The organism is Croceitalea marina (assembly GCF_042684265.1).
Classification (GTDB): Bacteria; Bacteroidota; Bacteroidia; order Flavobacteriales; family Flavobacteriaceae; genus Croceitalea; species Croceitalea marina.
In genome coordinates this window covers 1-19406 of record NZ_JBHULB010000081.1, presented here as the reverse complement: position 1 = coordinate 19406, position 19406 = coordinate 1, and the positions used below count along the sequence as shown (strand labels likewise).

Below are 19406 nucleotides of genomic sequence, written 5' to 3'. Positions count from 1 at the left end.
TGAATGTATCATATTTAAGGGGTTTTTACGTCTAGGGTTGGAGGGTTGACTAAAAATTAAAAACTATATTCTGGTACTTTACCAACAACCCCTTTGAAAAAAGACTTATATAGCCGAAAATCTGCCTCTTTATCATCGGTTGTAAAATGAGGCTCCGAAATTGCAATCTGTTTTTTTCCATAATCAAAAGTAACCATCACTATTGGAACGTTCGCAGCCTTGGCTATATAGTAAAAACCAGTTTTCCATTCATTTACCTTTTTTCTGGTTCCTTCAGGAGATAAAGCAAGTCTAAACTTTTTCTTTTGATCAAAAATTGAAGCGATGGCACTAACGGTGTCATTATTTTTACTTCGGTCTATTGGAGCTCCACCCATCCACTTAAAATACCATCCAAAAGGAAATTTAAAAAGACTCTTTTTAGCAATAAAATTAATTTCCTCGTTCCAAACTCTACGTATTAATAAGCCTAAAAAAAAGTCGACCCAACTGGTATGGGGCACTACAATAAAAACTGCTTTATCGATCTGGGGGAATTGCCCAATAAGACGCCAGCCCAAAAGCTTAAAATAAATAAATTTTGCAAGGCTCTGCATGCTTAGATTTTGTTTTGATTAGTGTGGACGACTATATTTTTGAATAAATCTCTTTGAGCTTTTCAGCATTTATTTTTTCACGCCAATTAGTGCCCAAGGCGTTTTCCCACAATGCGTCCATAGAAAGTGATACCGAAATCATTATATTGAAGTCTTCTTCACTTAGGTTGGCACAAATGCCTTTTGGAAGCGAAATACCATGTTTTGCTTTCATTTTACGGAACAATGCCACCCCTTTGGGATAAAACTCGCCTAAGTGTTCAAAAACAAGACAATTACCTATACCATGTTTTACACCAAGCAGATAAGATAATCCGTAACTCATAGCGTGTGCAACACCCACCTGGGAGTATGCAATACTCATACCGCCATGCCATGAAGCCATCATTAATTTTTCTTCAGATTCTTCTTCACTTAAATTCTCAAGAAATACTTCTTTACATAAATCAAGAGCTTTTTCACCATAACTTTGGCTAAAGGCATTTAGATAAGTGCCTGTTAAAGATTCAATGCAGTGTATAAAACAGTCCATACCTGTGTAAAACCATTGTTCTTTAGGTACGGTTTTAAGCAAATTAGGATCTAGAACTACCTGGTCGTAAGTCGTATAATCTGAATTAATCCCTAATTTTTTATCAGGTCCGGATAAAACAGCGGTTCTTGAAACCTCCGCCCCAGTTCCACTAATTGTTGGTACACCAACATGGTAAACCGCTCTATTGGCTACCAAATCCCAACCTTGATATTGCTCTGAGCTTCCCTTATTTGTTAGCATAATAGCAACTGCCTTTGCCAAATCTAAAAGCGTACCCCCACCTATACCAACTACCCCAGAGGGCAATTCATCAAAATCTGATTTGATTTTCGCTACTAAAGCATCTACCTGCGCTGTCTTTGGTTCTTCTTCAGCAGAAATAAAAATGATTTGATCATTAAAAAGCCATGGAATTTGTTGCTCCAAGTCTTTACCATGAAAAAAATCATCAACTAAAAAAATAAAGGGTGCATCTGAATTTCTTCTTTTTGGCAAGAGTATTTCCCCAAGTTGCATAAAACTGCCTCGCCCAAAAATAACCTTGGGAACCATAGGAAAGTTCTTATACTTATGCCCAGCAGCGGCTCCTTTTTCTTTTTTCTCTATTTGCTTTTCTATCTTCATGAATACTCCAAATACTTCAAAATATCACGTACACTATTCAGTTTCAGGTGATTATTTATTCTTTCTTCTTCTTGAGAAACTTGCTCATGAACCCAGGTAGTATGAAATGGGATATGAACAGCCCTCGCACCAATCTTTAATATAGGTATAACATCTGACTTTAAGGAATTCCCTACCATCAAAAACTCATTTATATCAATTTCTAGGTGACTTAACAATTTAATATAATTGGCTTCTTTCTTATCACTTAATACTTCAACATGCTGAAAATACTTTGATAAGCCCGATTTGTCTAATTTTCTTTCCTGGTCTAACAAATCTCCTTTGGTCAGTACAATAAGTCTGTAGTTGGATTGGAGTTTTTCGAGTACTTCTTCAACCCCGTCTAAAAGTTCAACTGGTTGTAAAATCATTTGTTTACCGAGATCCAAAATTTCAGAGATTACTTCCAAAGAAACCGACTTATTCGATAAATCAATGGCCGATTCTATCATGGAGAGCATAAAACCCTTAATACCATACCCATAGGTTTCAAGGTTCTTAATCTCCATTTTAAAAAGTTCTTGGTCAATTTTATTCTTGGTTTCATACCCTTCTAACAGTTCAGCAAAACGTTCCTCAGTTTTCCTAAAGTGAGTTTCATTTACCCACAACGTATCATCGGCATCAAAAGCGATAACCTTTATATCAGAGAAATCTACTTCCATGCTTTTTTCGCTCTTTCTAAATCTTCAGGAGTATCTATTTCAATACCGGTCACATCGGTTTCTACCATTTTTATCTTTTTACCATATTCTAAAAAACGTATGGCTTCAATTTTTTCGGTTGCCTCAAGTTCGAGCATTGGTAATCGTTGGAAATCGACCAAAGCTCTCTTTCTGAAAGCATAAATTCCTTTATGTTTAAAATAGGTTACCCCTGTCTCCTTATCTCGAGGATATGGAATGGGAGACCTCGAAAAGTAGAGTGCAAAATTCTGGTTGTCCACAATTACCTTAACAGTATTAGGGTTCGAAATTTCATCCCAGTCCGTAATTGGTGTCATTAAAGAGGCAAGGTCTATTTCTTTTTTGTCATCCTTTTTAAAGACCGCTATCGTTTTTTCAAGACTCACCTTATCTATAAAAGGCTCATCACCTTGCACATTAATTACAATATCTACATCCATATCGGCAACAGCCTCTGCAATTCGGTCGCTTCCACTTTCATGCTTCTCTTTGCTCATAATGGCCTTTCCCCCGGCATCTGCGATAAGCTTAAAAATAAGTTCACTATCGGTAACCACGTACACCTCATCAAAAAGTTGTGTTTCTACTGTTGCCTCATAGGTTCTCAAAATAACAGGCTTACCACCCAAATCTTGCATCAATTTAGCTGGAAACCTTGAGGCTTGATAACGTGCCGGAATCATTGAGATTATCTTCACAATACTCGAGAATTTGGTTGGTTTTAGGTCCTGGTTTTAGGCCGAAGCTTTCGATAAATTTTAAAGATTATGGCCAATATAATTACCACCAGAACCGCTGCTAAAATAGGTGCAAATATAGAAGCTGTTGAAACTACAACAGCCGTTCCTGTTTCAACAGTAGAAACGACTGGATTGCCCAACCCACCCGTTGTTGCCGTTGAGGTCAACCTACCCGTTGCATTGGCACCTTTTATTGCAGCTGCAGTTCCTCCACCAGCAATAATGGCCAATGACCATGTAACTACTGGATCTAAATCAACAACAGTAGATACCATAACTGCTGTCCCTGCTATGGCAGCCAAGGGTATTGCAATACTGTCCAAAGCATTATCCACCCAAGGTATAAAATAGGCAAAAATCTCTGCGATTGTAGCAACTCCAAACGTAATTACTGCAGTAAGACTACCTATCCATAACCAGCTTTCATTTAATTCCCACTTTCCCAAAAAAGCGGCCAAACTCAATGCAAACAAAGGCAAGAATACCCTAAAACCTGTAGAAGCAGCAAGGCCTATGCCCAAAAAAATACTAATTACCGTTTCTGATGTCATTTAAATCGATTTTTACTAAAATAGGTTATTCTTGAGCAACAAAAAAATCGTCTTTAAACCCGATTAAATACAGCCGGTCCTTGGCTCTGGTTACGGCTGTATACAACCATCTTAAATAATCTTTATCAATTCCATTGGGCAGATAAGGTTGTTCTACAAAAATAGTGTTCCACTGCCCTCCTTGAGATTTATGACAGGTTATTGCATAAGAGAACTTAACCTGCAGTGCGTTGAAATATTTGTTGTTTTTTACTCCCAAGAATTTCTTGTATTTCGATTTTTCATGAGCGAAATCTTTAGATACTTCTTGATACAGCCTATTGCTCTCTTCATAAGGCAAAGAAGGTGTTTCAGCCTTGATCGTATCTAAAAGCAATACCGTTTCAAAAGGTTTTTGGTTCGGGTAGTCTACCATTTGCACTTTTACCTCAGCAAAAGAAAACCCGTATAATTCTTTGATAGCGAATAGTTCTAAAATTTCAATAATATCACCATTAGCTATAAAACCGGCGTCTGAAGTGGGCTTTAACCAGAAGTAGTTATTTTTTACCACCATCATAAAATCGCCAACCGAAATCTGATTCTCTAGATAAAGAATTCGTTGTCTGATATTTTCGTTGTACAGATTGGCCCTTTTATTAGAGCGCACAATGATAGCCGTTTCTTCTTTACCGTTCTGTACATATGAAGCATCAATAGCTTCTTGTATTTCATGTCCATCTACTAATCTGACAATATCTTTAAACGAATCTAGATGAAACTTGAACTCCTCAAAGAATTCGGTCTGTAACTGTTCGCGTAAATTAGTAGCATTAAATAGAATGCCCGAGTCACTTGTTTGGCGCATCACCTCATCTAACTCGATTTTGGTAACCTCTTTGTTGTAATGGAGTTCTAGTTTGTTCTCGTCTAAAGCTGGGCTCAACTCTAGTTTCACTGGCGGAAGCTGGGCGGTATCTCCGATTAAAATAAGTTTGCAGTTGTGGCCAGAATAGACATAAAAAATCAAATCATCTAACAAAGACCCGTTTTCAAAAAGTTTTGAATCTGCAGGAGCGTCAGGTATCATAGATGCCTCATCCACTATAAAAATGGTGTCTCGATGCTTGTTGGGTGCCAATGTGAACTGTATTGCTCCACTGGCCTGTTTTTTAGGGAAATAGATTTTTTTGTGAATAGTAAATGCCTTTGTTTTAGCGTAAACAGACATTACTTTTGCTGCTCTTCCTGTTGGTGCCATAAGAACAGATTTCATTTTGGCATGCCATAGGTTTTTAACTACACTACCTATTATTGTTGTTTTTCCTGTTCCGGCATACCCTTTAAGTAAAAACAGCCTTTCCTTTTCTTTAGAGAGCACAAAATCGGCCAACTTATGTAAGGTGACATCTTGTAATTCTGTAGGAGAATGTGGAAATTTTTCTACTAAAACCTTATGAAAATCAATGGCTGTCAAGTGAGTCATAAAGCCCCAAATATAGGGATGATTTTTATGGCAAAAACTTTCGTGATTGAAAAAAAATTGTAGATTTGTCTAAACCACTAAATTTAATTAACTCGTACACTAATGAAAACCATTTTACAAGTAGTTCTTTGGATAGTATGTATAGGATTAGGATATCTAATTTACCAATCAATCAATGCGCCAATTGAATTTAATAAAGTTCGCGAAGAGCGCTTTTCTGATGTAATCAACAAGCTTAAAGATATTAGAGATTCGCAAGAAGCCTATAAAGCCGTCAATGGCAGATACGCAGGTAATTTCAACAGTCTTATACAATTTATAGATACCGGTAATTATACCATCACCCAACAAAGGGACACTTCTTTTATGCGTTTTGACAAAACATACCAAATTGAGCTACAACAAGATTCTATTGTTATCGATACCTTAGGTATGGTAAAGGTGAAAGATTCACTTTTCAAGAGTGACGACCGTTATAAAACTATGATGAATGTGCCACACGCACAGAACGGTGAAAAATTTGAAATGAAAGCCGACATCATTGATAAAAGTGGTTATAAAGCCCCTGTTTTTGAGGTAAAGGTCAAAAAGAATGTTGTGTTATATGACCAGCCAAAAGATTTAATTGCCAAGGAAAATGCCTACAACAGTGTTGAAGAGGTAAATGGGTCTGAAATAAAAGTAGGTTCATTAACAGATGTGAGCACCAATGGTAACTGGCCACCCCTCTATGACAGAAAAAACAATTAACATAGCGGAAGAAAATTCAAATTCATATAAGAAACTGTCCATTCAAATTAGTTTGAATGGACTTTCTTTTTGTATTGCAGATACTATTCTTAATAAAGTGGTTTTATCTGATACCGTTTTCTTTAAGACAGAATCCACCCCCTACTTGGTTTTAAAAGAACTTAAGAGTTTATTCGAAAAACACAGCGTTCTCAAAAAAAAGTTTTCGGATGTTCTTGTTATTCATAAAAACAACTTATTTAGTTTGGTGCCCAAAACGCTATTTGATGAAAACGAACTTGCTAATTATCTGAAGTTCAATACTAAGATATTAGCGAACGACAATATAGTGTACGACGAGGTCGAAAACCAAGATGTCATAAGTGTCTATGTACCCTTTACAAACATCAACAACTACATTTTTGAAAATTTTGGGGAGTTTGAATTCAAACACAGCAGTACCGCAGTTCTACAGACCCTTTTACAGCAAAAGGCAAGTTCTAAAACTATATGTTATGTTCACGTTTCGGACCGTGAAATGGAATTGGCCGTCTTACATCAAAAAAAGGTGCTTCTGTACAACCAGTTCCCTTATCGAACAAAAGAAGATTTCTTATACTACATACTATTTACCTTTGAACAACTACAACTAGATGTTGAAAGCGTAAAACTAAAACTCTTTGGTAAAATTGAAGAAGGAGACGAGCTATTTGAAATCTGTTACAACTACATAAAAAAAGTGTCCGTTTTTCTTCCTAAAAACAACACCTATAGTTTTGAGGAAGGCTCCCAAGATTCTATTGACCTCACCATGCTTAACTAGTTTTATGCGCATTATTTCAGGAAAATATAAAGGTAAACGTTTAACAGCCCCAAAAAAACTGCCTGTAAGGCCTACTACGGATATGGCCAAAGAGGCCTTATTCAATATTTTAAACAACCAATACTACTTTGAGGATTTAGCAGTTTTGGATTTGTTTTCAGGTACAGGAAACATAAGCTTCGAATTCGCTTCAAGAGGAGCTACTGAAATAACCGCTGTCGATGCTAATGCGGGCTGTGTTCAATTTATCTCTAGAACAGCAAAGGAATTGAATTTCGAAATAGCCGTAATGAAGAGCGATGCCTTCAAGTTTTTAGAACGCACTAAAAGTAAGTATGATATCATTTTTGCGGACCCTCCGTACAGTTTTGATGTTTCACAATTTTCTAAAATTCCCGAGTTGGCTTTTTCAAATGAGCTGTTATCAGGTGAAGGACTTCTAATAATAGAACATTCTGAACAGACAGATTTAAGTGAACTACCTAATTTTGCTGAAAAACGAAAATACGGGAGTAATATTTTTAGTTTTTTTAAGATTGAATAATGAGCAAATCAATTTGATTTCATATCATACTCTCGGAGAAAATTTATAAAACCAAAAGCTAACGCTGTGCAAGTGTAAAAAGATTGATCACCTGCATCACTTGATTTTCCTTCACTTGGATTGTAGACTAAACCTAGCACTCTAAGTTCATTAAATAAAAACTGAAAAACATCTTTTTCAAAAGACTTTATCATCCGACTTCGGACATTTGTCAACTTATAATATTCTAACTTCTTATTTTCCATTTTTTTAATAGCCTCATCTTTTTTATACTTGAAAATTTTCCTTTGATTATTAGATGATTTTGAATTTGTAGAAAAAATTTCTTTTTCAACTCTTTCTGCTTCAGAAAGCTCTCTTGACATTTTACTTAAATCTATTCTTATTGGTTTTAAATCTTTTTCAGTTTCAACATAGGTTAAAAGTATTTTAATCTGATTTTCATTGAGTCTTACAGCCAAATCTAAATACCTTGAAGTATAATCGTATGGCTGAGGATTAACAATTTGTCCATACATTATTTTCCGAAGTAGATTTATTTTTTCATCAGTATTTGCCCTACTTGCATTAATTATTGCAGTTTCTAATAAATCTCTAGTTTCTTGAATATTAGTTTTTTCAAAGACAAAGTCAGGATTATTTTTTTGCAATAATGCTTCGATACCCTCTAGCATAGAAAAAACCCGCTTTTGTTTTATGTCAGATTGAATTCCGTAAAGAGTTTGGAGAAAAAAATTAGATGTACCCGAGGCAAGAACTGGGTCTTGAACAAAAATCATCGCCGATGCAGGAATTAAAATATGCGATAGCACCTTGAACGCATGCTTCCATGTTTGTAAATCATCTTTCATTTATCAAAGAGTTTTTAAAAAGGCGTAACAAACAAATTAAAAAAAGCAGGCCATAAGCCGGATTCTGTGAATCCCAAACAAATTTGGGACTTCCTTATCATTTATCTAGACTTTTAGTTGCCCAAAAGCTCTAACCGCCTACCCTCCAACTCGAGCGTGCAGCCCTCTCCCGATAGCTATCGGGACATTAGTTTACATGACGTTTCACCGTATAGAGTTTACCTGGTTTCACTACAGCCTAACTGTACTTGCTTTCTGTTGCACTTGTCCGCCCCTAATAAACATTAGGGTGACGGGCGTTACCCGCTATACTGCACTGTGGTGTCCGGACTTTCCTCGTTTCATTCTGATAAATCAGTTCGAACCGTGATAAGGTGACCTGCTAAACACAAAGGTAATTCAATTGTTAATAAAAAGATGGCTTAAATAGGCTGCACTAACGGTTATAGTAAGTGCTATTTTTATATTTGTATAGCATCAAAATTTTGTTGTATTGGAACCATTTGTAGTCTCAGCTAGAAAATACCGTCCCCAAACGTTTAAAGACGTCGTTGGGCAGCAATCTATTACCAATACCCTAACCAATGCCATCGAGAACAATCATCTTGCACAAGCTTTACTCTTTTGTGGCCCTAGAGGCGTTGGCAAAACTACCTGTGCAAGAATCCTTGCCAAGAAAATTAATGCGGAGGGTACGGAAAGCCCTGATGAGGATTTCGCCTTTAATATTTTTGAACTGGACGCGGCGTCAAATAACTCCGTTGATGATATTAGAAGTTTAATAGACCAAGTTCGCATACCCCCGCAGGTAGGTAAATACAAGGTATATATCATAGACGAGGTTCACATGCTGTCTCAATCGGCATTTAACGCGTTTTTAAAAACTTTGGAGGAGCCTCCAAAGCATGCGATTTTTATTTTAGCTACGACGGAAAAACATAAAATTATACCCACCATACTTTCAAGGTGTCAAATTTTTGATTTTAAACGTATCACCGTTAAAGATGCAGCTGAGTATTTAAAATATATTGCCCAAGAACAGGGTATCAATGCTGAAGAAGATGCATTGCATATTATAGCACAAAAAGCGGACGGTGCCATGCGAGATGCCTTATCCATTTTTGATAGGGTTGTGAGTTTTTCAGGGAAGGATTTAACCCGAAAAGCCGTTACGGAAAACCTCAATGTGCTTGATTATGACACCTTCTTTGAAAGCACCGATTTAATACTAGAAAATAAGATACCTGAACTTCTTGTATTATTTAATAAGACCCTAGCGCTAGGGTTTGATGGACATCATTTCATCAACGGTCTAGCCTCTCACTTTAGGGATTTATTGGTTTGTCAACATCAACAGACAATCTCATTGTTAGAAGTAGGCGAAAGCACAAAAGAACAATACAAAACGCAAGCTCAAAAAACACCCCAGGCATTTTTAATCAAAGCTTTAGATATCGCTAATGAAAGTGATTTGAACTATAGAACAAGCAAAAATCAACGTCTTCTAATTGAATTAACGTTAATGAAGCTGGCATCATTAACTTTTGAGGCCGAAAAAAAAAAGACTGATTTTATAGTTCCTGCAACTTATTTTAGAACACAAGCATATATAAAAGCTCCGTCTTATTCTATTTCCGAAGAGGTCATAATCAAACCGGTCGAGGCGAAACAAGAGAACATACATACTGAACCTAACGAACTCTCTGGGGCAATAGAAAATAGTAATCAAGAGCACCAAAAATCAGCAGAGGTAGAACAAACTAAAGCCAGCACAACAATTGAAAAGACACCAGTACCTAAAATTGAATTAAAAAATCTACCTAACCGAGTTTCAGGACTTTCAATTTCAAGTTTAAAAGCTAAAAAAGAGCATCAGAATACAAAAACTAATGCTCAAGTAGAAGAAGAAAAACCGACAGACCCATTTTCTGAAGAAGAAATGCAAAACCACTGGGCCGACTTTGTCAAAAAATTGGATGATAAGGGAAAGAAGATATTGGCTTCTAACCTAAATGCCGATATTCCAAAGCTTAAAAACGAAACCACTATTTGGATTGAACTCCCTAATTCTACCATGAAAAAAGAGGTTGAACGTGAGCAGAGCTTAATGCTAAATTATTTAAAGGAGCAACTTAACAATTATGCAATTACTTTACAGATTACTGTTAATGAAGAGACATCCAAAAAGTTCGCTTTTACACCTGAGGAGAAATACGAGAAACTCAAAGAAAAGAATCCGGTAATAGATTTACTAAGAAAAGAATTCGATTTAGACTTGTAAATACCAAAAAATGTTAGGCTTAAAACTACCAACAGACCCAAGATGGGTAAATATCGTTGAAAAGAACATTGAAGAAATACTTACCGATCATGCCTACTGTGAACAAAAAGCAGCTAGTACGGCCATTTCGCTTATTGTTTCTTTTCCAGAGTACACAGATCTTATACAAGAAATGATAGCGCTTTCGAGAGAAGAAATGGGGCATTTTAAAATGGTTCACGATTTAATTTTAAAACGCGGCGGAACGTTGGGCAGAGACCGTAAAGACGAGTATGTACTCCAACTTTTAAAGTTTTTTCCGAAAGGTGGAAGCCGCACAACGCAATTGGTGCATCGTCTGTTATATGCCGCCCTAATCGAAGCCCGAAGCTGTGAGCGTTTTAGGCTATTATCAGAAGAACTGGAAGACAAAGAACTGTCTGAATTCTATTATAAATTAATGGTAAGCGAGGCTAGCCACTATACCATGTTTTTAAAGTTTGCACGCAAATATGGCGACTTGGATGAAGTCAATAAAAAATGGCAAGATTTATTGAATTATGAAGCCGAAATCATGAAAAATTTAGGAAACAAAGAAACCATTCACGGTTAGTCTACTCCTCAAGTTTTTTCTGGTAGTAATCATACAACGCAAACTGCGACCTCACTTTGGGTTTATCGTCATCCTTATAGGCATTATCTTGTTTTGAAGAAAAAATCCGTGCCTTAACATTGTCATTCCAAGAAATTTCAAAAGTCTCCAATAATTCCTGTTTTACATCCTCATCATATATTGGGCAACCGACTTCTACTCTATAATCTAAATTCCGTGTCATCCAATCCGCAGAAGATATATATACTTTTGGGTTGCCATCATTTCCAAAAATGAATAATCGAGGATGCTCTAAAAACTTATCTACGACACTTATCGCCTCAATATTTTCACTCATACCTTCTACACCCGGAATCAAACAACATATACCCCTAATAATCAACTGTATCTTTACCCCGGCCCTACTTGCTTCATATAACTTATCTACCATTTTATAAGAAGTAAAACTATTCATCTTGATTTTTATGAATGCTTCTTTACCCACTATTGCATTGGCAATTTCATTATCGATAAGTTTGGTAAAAACGTTTTTGGTATAATGTGGCGATACAATAAGGTGCTTGTACTTATTTATTTTATAGGTAGTTTCAAAAAAACCAAAAACCTTTTGAAGTTCTTTTAGTATTGCATCATGCGCCGTGAACAAGGTGTAATCGGTATAAATTTTTGCCGTAGACTCATTGAAGTTACCGGTACTAACAAATCCATAACGTTTGGTACTATTTCCCTCTATACGTTCTATCAGACATATTTTGCTGTGTACTTTTAGTCCTGGAATACCAAATATTAGTTTTATACCTTCCTCCTGTAATTGATTGGCATATTCAATATTGGCCTGCTCATCAAAGCGCGCTTGTAATTCTATTTGAACAGTTACTTGTTTTCCGTTTTTAGCCGCATTTATGAGTGCAGCCGCAACCTGCGAATTACTAGCCAATCGATATACCGTAATCTGTATGGACTTTACAAAGGGGTCTAAAGCCGCTTCTTTTAAAAACTTAATTACGTATGAATAGGTATGATAAGGCGTATAAATTAAAAAGTCTTTTTGAGCAATTTTCTCAAGAATGCTACCTTCTAAACCTAAACCTTTTACTGGGAGAGGTGTGATTTTATCATATAACAAATCAGTCCTTCCTAAACTGGGGAAACCCATATAATCTCTACGGTTATGATAACGCCCGCCAGGAATCACACTATCCGTCTCTTCAATGTTCATCTTTTCCTTAAGAAAGCGTAAGGTGTCTATTCTAATCTTTTTATCATAAACAAACCTTACAGGATCTCCTATTTTTCTATGCTCAACACTAGAAGAAATCTTCTCTATAAAACTCTTGCTCAAGTCGTTGTCAATATCTAATTCTGCATCTCGGGTAATCTTGATCATATGAGCAGAAATCTCCTCATAATCGAACATGGTGAATATGTCATCTAAACAAAATCGAATTAAATCATCTAGAATTATTATAAAATTCTTTCCGTCTTCTTTCGGCAGCTCAACAAAGCGATCAACACCTTTCGGAATTTCAATTAGAGCGTACTGCATTTCGGTTTTACGCTTTAAAAATCCCCCTTGTTCTTTTCTCAACACCATTTTTACGGCGAGGTATGCCGCTGTGTCTTTCAGCGTTGGAAACTGTGCTAAATTGTTTAAGATGATAATTATCAGTTCTGGGTTTACCTCTCTTAAAAAATAGTCTTTTATGAACTCTGCTTGCTTCTCTGAAACCTCGGTCTCGTCAATGATATGAATGTTCTCTGTAGCCAGTTCGGCTTCAATTTTTTTAAGTATTTCTAAACTCTTTGATTGTTGTTTGATTACCACTTGTGTAATTTCTTCTAAAAGGTCTTTGGCCTTTTCTCCCCCAAGAACACTTTTACCACTTTTGCCCGCTTCGACAATTCGTTTTACCGTAGCATAGCGTACTTTGAAAAACTCATCCAAGTTATTACTGAAAATTCCTAGAAAACGTAATCTTTCTATTAAAGGCACATTCTTGTCAGCGCTTTCTTGAAGCACCCTATAATTAAAATGTAACCAGCTGATTTCTCTGTTTACATACTCGTTTTGAGGTTTCGTCATTCTATCGTAGTTCTTTTGGAAAAATAACTTGTTTTGTATTCCCTTTTGTTATTTTTTTCCAGTTTTCTGCTTCAAAATCAATCTGCACCAATCCTGATGTGGGAACATTTTCAATATACCTATCTCCAAGCGTATTTACAAGTGTTGTCAAAGCATAATTATGCCCAAAAAGCAAAATGGTCTGGTTAGTATTGCCTATTTGTTTTAAATAATTTAATACACCCTCTCCAGAAAAGTCATATAAATCATGGCTCACCGATAATCTGCTCAAATCAAAGTTTAGGTTTCTTAAAAAAATCGTACAGGTATGCAATGCCCTATTTGCCGGACTCGAAAAAGCATAATCAATTTTGATCTGGTTCGTCTTTAAAGCGTTAGAAACCAAATGTGCATCATTTATACCTCTTTCTTTTAAAGGCCTATCGATGTCTTTAACTTGGTATTCCCATGAAGATTTTGCATGTCTAACAAAAAATATTGTTTTCATAAAATCTAAGGTTGTAAGCGTTCAATCTTCCAGTTAAGGTCTTTTTGTAACGTATATCGTATTCTATCGTGAAGTCTATTGGGCCGACCTTGCCAAAATTCAATTGAGATCGGTTTTACGATATATCCGCCCCAATTCTCAGGTCGTTCCACTTCTTTGCCCTCATAACTCTTTTCCAGCTCTGCCAAACGCTTTTCTAAAATCTCACGTGACGCCACCACTTGGCTCTGTTCAGAAACGATTGCCCCAAGTTTACTGCCGAAAGGGCGAGACTCAAAATAACCATCGGAAAGATTCTCCGCTATTTTCTCGGCGCTACCTTTTATGATTACCTGTCTCTCTAAAATGGGCCAAAAAAATGATAAACATGTAGATGGATTATTAGCTAGGGCCCTACCTTTTTCGCTTTGATAATTGGTGTAAAAAATAAAACCTTCATGGGTATACTTTTTCATTAAAACCACTCTGCTCTTTGGAAAACCATCCAAACCAATAGTGGAAATAGTCATTGCATTGGGTTCATCAACGCCATCTGATTTTTCTACCTCATAAAACCATTTCTGAAACTGCTCTATTGGGTTTTCAAGAACTGAAGCTTCATTTAACTCGCTCTTTTCATATGATTTTCTGTAATCACCTAAGTCTTTTTCCATAGTAGTTCAAAGTTCAACAAAAGAAAGGAAATGATAAAATTAAAAGAGACAGAGTATAATATTATATTTCAAAAACCTTACCATCTTCTGCCAACTCTACATTACTAAAAATAGGCTGTGCTTCTTCCTTAAAAAGTTCTAAGGATTTGTACCTTGTGGAATAGTGGCCTAATACCAACTTGTCTACTCTCGCCTTTTTTGCAATTCTAGCAGCTTCAGAAGCCGTTGAATGCTTTGTTTTGGCACATAGATGTTCTTCGGTTTCTAAAAAAGTAGACTCGTGATAAAGTAAATCTACGTTTTTAATTAAAGGCACGATATCTTCCTTATAGGCAGTATCACTGCAAAAAGCGTAGCTTTTAGGTTTTGGAGGGTCTAAAGTCAAATCTGAATTTAAAATGGATTCTCCACTTTTGGCCGTACCAGCCTTACCATTTTTAATATTACGAAACTCACTTTTATCGATACTGTACTTGGCTACCGCCTCAACATCGAGAACTCGAGGTGCCAGTTTTTCTTCAAACAAAAAACCGTTGGTATATACTCTATGATTTAGGGGAATTGTTCGTACGGAAACTTTATCATCCTCAAAAATTAGTTCCGATTCTTTAGAGTTCAACTCATGAAAAAGCAAAGGATAATTAGTCCATGAATCCCCGAGCTTCAACAATAGTGTAATTGCTTCCTTAATTCCTTTGGGGCCGTAAATATGTAACTCTGATTCCCTTCCCAAAAGACGAAAAGTTGAAACCAGCCCAGGTAATCCAAAAAAATGATCCCCATGCAAATGTGATATAAAAACGTGCTTAATACGGGAAAACTTTAATTTCTGTTTACGCAATTGCACTTGAGTTCCTTCGCCACAGTCAATCAAAAACATATGGTTTCTAATTTCTAATAGTTGGGAAGTTGGATTGGTAAGCGAACGTGGGGTTGCGGAATAACAGCCTAAAATAGTGAGCCTCATATGTCTAGGTCTCGCTCTATTTCTTCCATTTCAATGATGTCTTTTGCTTCTTGTATCGTTGGCACTACACAAATTTCATCTGGTACTTCATCATAAGAAACTTTTTCTGTGACCAAAACAAATGATTTTTTCGATGCCCTATGCTTGTTTGATAGTTCTAAAAACTCTAAAACATCATTTGCATTCAAGGCATCAAATGAAAAGAGATTAATTATAATATGGTCATGCACTAATCTTTCGTAGGCATTGTTAAGATTCATCAAAAATTTACTCAAGGAAATATTTTCTTGAAAAACTATGGTAGTTGTACCTTCTTTGTCAAAAATCATATCACTTAATTTTAGAAGCCAATAAATAGATAACCGCCATACGTATGGCAACACCGTTTTCTACTTGCTCTAAGATAATAGATTGATTTGAATCTGCCACATCGCTGGTAATTTCTACACCACGATTTATGGGGCCAGGGTGCATAATTACGATTTCTTTTTTAAGACCATTCAACAAAGCCTTATTCACGCCAAACTGCTGCGTATATTCTCTTGTCGTTGGAAAATAACTTACATCCATACGCTCATTTTGTACACGTAACATATTGGCCACATCACACCATTCTAAGGCCTTTTTCAAGTTCATTTCTACTTCAACTCCCAACGATTTAATATGTTTGGGAATTAAAGTTTTCGGACCACAAACCTTTACATTGGCTCCTTGTAATTTTAAAGCAAAAATATTTGAAAGCGCTACTCTAGAGTGTAATATATCACCAACTATGACTATATTTTTACCGGCAACCTCGCCCAGTTTTTCCCTTATGGAGTAAGAATCCAACAGGGCTTGTGTAGGATGTTCGTGCGCACCATCTCCTGCATTGATAATAGAGGCCTTAACATGTTTTGAAAGAAATATCCCCGCTCCCGGATTAGGGTGGCGCATCACCACCATATCAACTTTCATTGATAAAATATTATTTACCGTGTCGATAAGGGTTTCACCCTTCTTTACCGAAGATTGTGAAGCCGAAAAATTAATAACATCCGCCGAAAGTCTTTTCTCTGCCAATTCGAACGAAAGTTTTGTACGCGTACTGTTCTCAAAAAAGATATTGGCTATGGTAATATCACGTAAAGTAGGTACCTTTTTAATAGACCTATTAATAACCTCTTTAAAATGATCAGCAGTTTCAAAAATCAGGTCAATATCTTTTTTGTTGAGATATTTTATACCTAGTAAATGATTTACACTTAATTCACTCATTTTTTACTCCCTTATAAGATAAACAGTATCTTCTCCGTCATTTTCTTTCCACATCACTTTTACTTTTTCATCATTTATTGCATCTACCTGTCGGCCTCTATAATTAGGCTGTATGGGCAAGTGTCTACTAAATCTTCTGTCAATTAAAGTCAGTAGTTCTATCTCTTCTGGTCTACCAAAAGACTGTATTGCGGTTAAAGCTGCTCTTATACTTCTACCGGTATATAGCACATCATCAATAAAAACCACTTTTTTATTTTCTACTAAAAAGTCAATCTTGGTTTTGTTGGCCTCGTGAATTTTATCTCCTCTTCTAAAATCATCTCTATAAAATGTAATATCTAAAGAGCCTAGCTTAATGTTTTTGACTTTATAATCTTTTTCAAGGATTTCTGTAAGTCGCTTAGCTAAATAAACTCCCCTAGGCTGAATTCCTATTAAAACAGTATCTGTAAAATCTAAATGGGTTTCTAACAACTGACAAGCCAAACGGTGAAGTATAATATGAATTTCTTTGGCGGAAAGCAGTACTTTTTGACTCATAAACTCCCGAATCGTTTGGGCTACAAAAATACACAATTCTTTATAAGCAGAATGCATAGAAACAAAAAGCCCTTGATTATTCATCAAGGGCTTTTAAAAAAAATATATCTAAAAGACTATTTTTTGGCGTCTGCCTCCATTTTGTCTTTTAACGCTTGTAATGCTGAGTTAGCATCACCTAAAGTGGTTGCTGATTCCTCTGCTGATGCAGCCATTTTCTTCTTGGCCGCTTTTACGTTGCGTTCTTCTTGCTCTCTAAACAAAGCAGTATGACTAGCTACGACACGTTTGAAGTCTTTATTGAATTCAATAATCTTAAATTCAACTTCTTCTCCTTTAGTGATTTTCTTACCGTCTTCTTTTTCCATATGTCTCGATGGAATAAAACCAGTAATATCTTCATTAAAGACTACGGTCGCACCTTTGTCTACAATATCGGTTACCGCTGCTGTGTGAAGTGTACCTTCAGCAAACTCATCTGCATATTTGTCCCAAGGATTTTCGGTTGTCTGCTTGTGACCTAGGCTTAGTTTTCTTCCTTCAACATCTAACTCAAGAACCTCTACTTCTAAAGTATCACCAACATTTACAAATTCTGAAGGATGTTTGATTTTCTTGGTCCAAGAAAGATCAGAAATATAAATTAAACCATCTATACCTTCTTCCATTTCAACAAAAACACCAAAGTTGGTAAAGTTTCTAACAATACCTTTATGCTTAGATCCTACAGGGTATTTAGATGTGATATCAGTCCATGGGTCTGGAGTCATTTGCTTGATACCTAGAGACATTTTTCTATCTTCCCTATCAAGCGTAAGAACTACTGCTTCTACCTCATCACCAACCTTTACAAAGTCTTGTGCAGATCTTAAGTGGGTCGACCACGACATTTCAGAAACGTGAATCAAACCTTCAACACCTTCGGCAACTTCAATAAATGCTCCATAATCGGCAATAACGACTACTTTGCCTTTTACTTTGTCACCAACTTTAATCTCATCTCCAAGAGCATCCCATGGATGTTTCTCTAATTGCTTAAGACCTAGTTGAATTCTAGATTTATTGTCATCAAAATCAAGGATAACCACATTTAACTTCTGGTCTAGCTCAACAACCTCGTTCGGGTGGTTAATTCTGCTCCATGATAAGTCTGTAATATGGATTAATCCATCAACGCCACCAAGATCAATAAAGACGCCGTAAGAAGTTACGTTCTTAACGATACCCTCTAATACTTGGCCTTTTTCAAGTTGACCGATGATTTCTTTCTTCTGCTCTTCAATATCTGCTTCAATAAGCGCTTTATGAGATACAACAACATTTTTGAACTCGTGGTTAATCTTAACCACTTTAAATTCCATTGTTTTGCTCACGTATTGATCGTAATCACGAATTGGTTTTACATCGATTTGAGAACCTGGTAAGAAGGCTTCGATACCGAAAACATCGACAATCATACCACCTTTAGTTCTGCACTTAACAAAACCTTGAACAATCTCTTCTTTGTCATGGGCAGCATTTACGCGGTCCCATGCCATGATTGTTCTCGCTTTTCTGTGAGAAAGTACTAATTGCCCGGTTTTATCTTCGCGGATATCAATTAATACCTCAACTGTATCTCCAACCTTTAAATCTGGATTGTAACGAAACTCGTTTAACGAAATAACACCTTCAGATTTTGCGTTGATATCTATAATTGCCTCACGGTCGGTCATATGAACTACCTTACCTTCAACAACCTCGGCATCTGCAGTATCTACAAAGTTTTCTGCAACAAGCTTTTCAAATTCCTCTAATTTAGAGTCATCTACACGCTCAATACCTTCTTCGTACTTATCCCAATCAAACTCTTTTAAAAATTCTTGTGGGTCTTGTTTTGGAGTTTCCTCTTTTACAGCTACCTCTTGTAGTGTTTCGGTAGCTTCTTGTGTGGCTTCAACAGCTTCAGCTGCTTTGGCACTTTTTTTATCTTCAGCCATTTGCTGATTAAAATTTGTATTCTATAGTTTGTACAAGAGTTAAACGATGACTATAGAAGTAGTTATAATTATTTTGTTTCCCTTCTTCTCTTGAATATTCGCCAAAAAGGAGTGCAAAAATACAATTAATTTGTTGTTCTACAAAGTAATGGGACATAGCGGCCAAAATTTATGCAGGTTTAGTAAAAATTTAATTCTAAATGTGACTTTTATGAGTATATTGTTTCATATTAATAACCATTAAATTAATTATTTGAATATCCGTTAAGTGTCATAACCCTGTGATATTAGCAATAACTACTCTTTCGAACAGTCTTTCCCCGAAATACCGTCTATTAAGTTTGTAAACGAACTCATCAAGATAGAGCTGTAGGTACT

General features: G+C 36.2%; 20 protein-coding genes, 1 other RNA gene and 1 pseudogene. 5 read left to right on the top strand and 17 right to left on the bottom strand.

The genetic code is table 11. The features are described from left to right. Positions 1-56 precede the first annotated feature (56 nt). The 6 genes from ACFSQJ_RS17140 to ACFSQJ_RS17115 are packed head-to-tail and all read right to left on the bottom strand — an operon-like array spanning position 57 to position 5239. On the bottom strand, positions 57-596 hold the full coding sequence (locus ACFSQJ_RS17140; RefSeq protein ID WP_377768146.1) for a 1-acyl-sn-glycerol-3-phosphate acyltransferase: 540 nt from the start codon (positions 594-596) through the stop codon (positions 57-59). Between the two features lie 31 nt (positions 597-627). Then, positions 628-1755, bottom strand: coding sequence for an iron-containing alcohol dehydrogenase family protein (locus ACFSQJ_RS17135; RefSeq protein ID WP_377768145.1), 1128 nt, complete (start codon positions 1753-1755; stop codon positions 628-630). Next, the gene (locus tag ACFSQJ_RS17130; RefSeq protein ID WP_377768144.1) at positions 1752-2462 is read right to left on the bottom strand and encodes an HAD family hydrolase; all 711 of its coding nucleotides are present in this window, start codon (positions 2460-2462) and stop codon (positions 1752-1754) included. Before ACFSQJ_RS17130 ends, ACFSQJ_RS17135 begins: the two co-directional genes overlap by 4 nt. Next, positions 2453-3166: a 3-deoxy-manno-octulosonate cytidylyltransferase gene (kdsB, locus tag ACFSQJ_RS17125; protein WP_377768232.1), complete on the bottom strand. Its 714-nt coding sequence runs from the start codon at positions 3164-3166 to the stop codon at positions 2453-2455. The genes ACFSQJ_RS17130 and kdsB overlap by 10 nt, the downstream gene beginning before the upstream one ends. A 38-nt stretch (positions 3167-3204) precedes the next feature. Next, positions 3205-3774 (bottom strand): DUF4126 domain-containing protein, encoded by a 570-nt coding sequence (locus ACFSQJ_RS17120; protein WP_377768143.1) that lies wholly within the window; start codon positions 3772-3774, stop codon positions 3205-3207. A 25-nt stretch (positions 3775-3799) separates the two neighbouring features. Continuing rightward, on the bottom strand, positions 3800-5239 hold the full coding sequence (locus ACFSQJ_RS17115; protein ID WP_377768142.1) for an ATP-dependent DNA helicase: 1440 nt from the start codon (positions 5237-5239) through the stop codon (positions 3800-3802). A 102-nt stretch (positions 5240-5341) separates the two neighbouring features. Between ACFSQJ_RS17115 and ACFSQJ_RS17110 the strand changes: the two genes are divergently transcribed. From ACFSQJ_RS17110 to rsmD, 3 genes are read left to right on the top strand one after another with little or no spacing between them, the layout of a single operon-like run. Continuing rightward, positions 5342-5989 (top strand): hypothetical protein, encoded by a 648-nt coding sequence (locus ACFSQJ_RS17110; RefSeq protein WP_377768141.1) that lies wholly within the window; start codon positions 5342-5344, stop codon positions 5987-5989. Then, the gene (locus ACFSQJ_RS17105; protein WP_377768140.1) at positions 5970-6791 is read left to right on the top strand and encodes a DUF3822 family protein; all 822 of its coding nucleotides are present in this window, start codon (positions 5970-5972) and stop codon (positions 6789-6791) included. The genes ACFSQJ_RS17110 and ACFSQJ_RS17105 overlap by 20 nt, the downstream gene beginning before the upstream one ends. A 4-nt stretch (positions 6792-6795) precedes the next feature. Further along, positions 6796-7335: a 16S rRNA (guanine(966)-N(2))-methyltransferase RsmD gene (rsmD, locus tag ACFSQJ_RS17100; protein WP_377768139.1), complete on the top strand. Its 540-nt coding sequence runs from the start codon at positions 6796-6798 to the stop codon at positions 7333-7335. 8 nt (positions 7336-7343) lie between these two features. Here the strand turns inward: rsmD and ACFSQJ_RS17095 are convergent, their stop codons facing one another. Both ACFSQJ_RS17095 and rnpB read right to left on the bottom strand, forming a co-directional pair. Next, positions 7344-8186 (bottom strand): hypothetical protein, encoded by an 843-nt coding sequence (locus ACFSQJ_RS17095; RefSeq protein WP_377768138.1) that lies wholly within the window; start codon positions 8184-8186, stop codon positions 7344-7346. A gap of 38 nt (positions 8187-8224) precedes the next feature. Beyond that, positions 8225-8572: RNase P RNA component class A (gene rnpB, locus ACFSQJ_RS17090), an RNA gene on the bottom strand. Between the two features lie 107 nt (positions 8573-8679). On the opposite strand from rnpB, the gene ACFSQJ_RS17085 reads away from it, so the two are divergent. Together ACFSQJ_RS17085 and miaE are read left to right on the top strand one after the other, a co-directional pair. Continuing rightward, entirely contained in the window at positions 8680-10467 is a 1788-nt protein-coding gene (locus ACFSQJ_RS17085; RefSeq protein WP_377768137.1) for a DNA polymerase III subunit gamma/tau, read from the top strand. A 10-nt stretch (positions 10468-10477) separates the two neighbouring features. After that, on the top strand, positions 10478-11059 hold the full coding sequence (gene miaE / locus ACFSQJ_RS17080) for a tRNA-(ms[2]io[6]A)-hydroxylase (RefSeq protein ID WP_377768136.1): 582 nt from the start codon (positions 10478-10480) through the stop codon (positions 11057-11059). Between the two features lies 1 nt (position 11060). Here miaE and ppk1 read toward each other — a convergent pair whose 3' ends face one another. From ppk1 to ACFSQJ_RS17035, 9 genes and pseudogenes are all read right to left on the bottom strand, one after another. Then, on the bottom strand, positions 11061-13142 hold the full coding sequence (gene ppk1, locus ACFSQJ_RS17075; RefSeq protein WP_377768135.1) for a polyphosphate kinase 1: 2082 nt from the start codon (positions 13140-13142) through the stop codon (positions 11061-11063). Between the two features lies 1 nt (position 13143). Next, complete coding sequence (locus tag ACFSQJ_RS17070; RefSeq protein WP_377768134.1) at positions 13144-13629, bottom strand: SixA phosphatase family protein; 486 nt, start codon at positions 13627-13629, stop codon at positions 13144-13146. Between the two features lie 5 nt (positions 13630-13634). After that, positions 13635-14282 carry a pyridoxamine 5'-phosphate oxidase gene (pdxH, locus tag ACFSQJ_RS17065; protein ID WP_377768133.1) on the bottom strand — a complete coding sequence of 216 codons (648 nt, stop codon included), beginning with the start codon at positions 14280-14282 and terminating at the stop codon, positions 13635-13637. A 61-nt stretch (positions 14283-14343) separates the two neighbouring features. Further along, positions 14344-15249, bottom strand: a complete 906-nt coding sequence (locus tag ACFSQJ_RS17060) for a ribonuclease Z (RefSeq protein ID WP_377768132.1) — start codon at positions 15247-15249, stop codon at positions 14344-14346. Further along, complete coding sequence (locus tag ACFSQJ_RS17055) at positions 15246-15578, bottom strand: ribonuclease Z (RefSeq protein WP_377768131.1); 333 nt, start codon at positions 15576-15578, stop codon at positions 15246-15248. The genes ACFSQJ_RS17060 and ACFSQJ_RS17055 overlap by 4 nt, the downstream gene beginning before the upstream one ends. 1 nt (position 15579) lies before the next feature. After that, positions 15580-16506: an aspartate carbamoyltransferase catalytic subunit gene (locus ACFSQJ_RS17050; protein WP_377768130.1), complete on the bottom strand. Its 927-nt coding sequence runs from the start codon at positions 16504-16506 to the stop codon at positions 15580-15582. A 3-nt stretch (positions 16507-16509) separates the two neighbouring features. Further along, positions 16510-17049 carry a bifunctional pyr operon transcriptional regulator/uracil phosphoribosyltransferase PyrR gene (gene pyrR / locus ACFSQJ_RS17045; protein WP_377768231.1) on the bottom strand — a complete coding sequence of 180 codons (540 nt, stop codon included), beginning with the start codon at positions 17047-17049 and terminating at the stop codon, positions 16510-16512. A 116-nt stretch (positions 17050-17165) separates the two neighbouring features. Then, complete coding sequence (gene rpsA / locus ACFSQJ_RS17040) at positions 17166-19028, bottom strand: 30S ribosomal protein S1 (protein ID WP_377768129.1); 1863 nt, start codon at positions 19026-19028, stop codon at positions 17166-17168. Between the two features lie 271 nt (positions 19029-19299). Next, positions 19300-19406, bottom strand: a pseudogene (locus ACFSQJ_RS17035) (IS1595 family transposase); the annotation flags it as partial.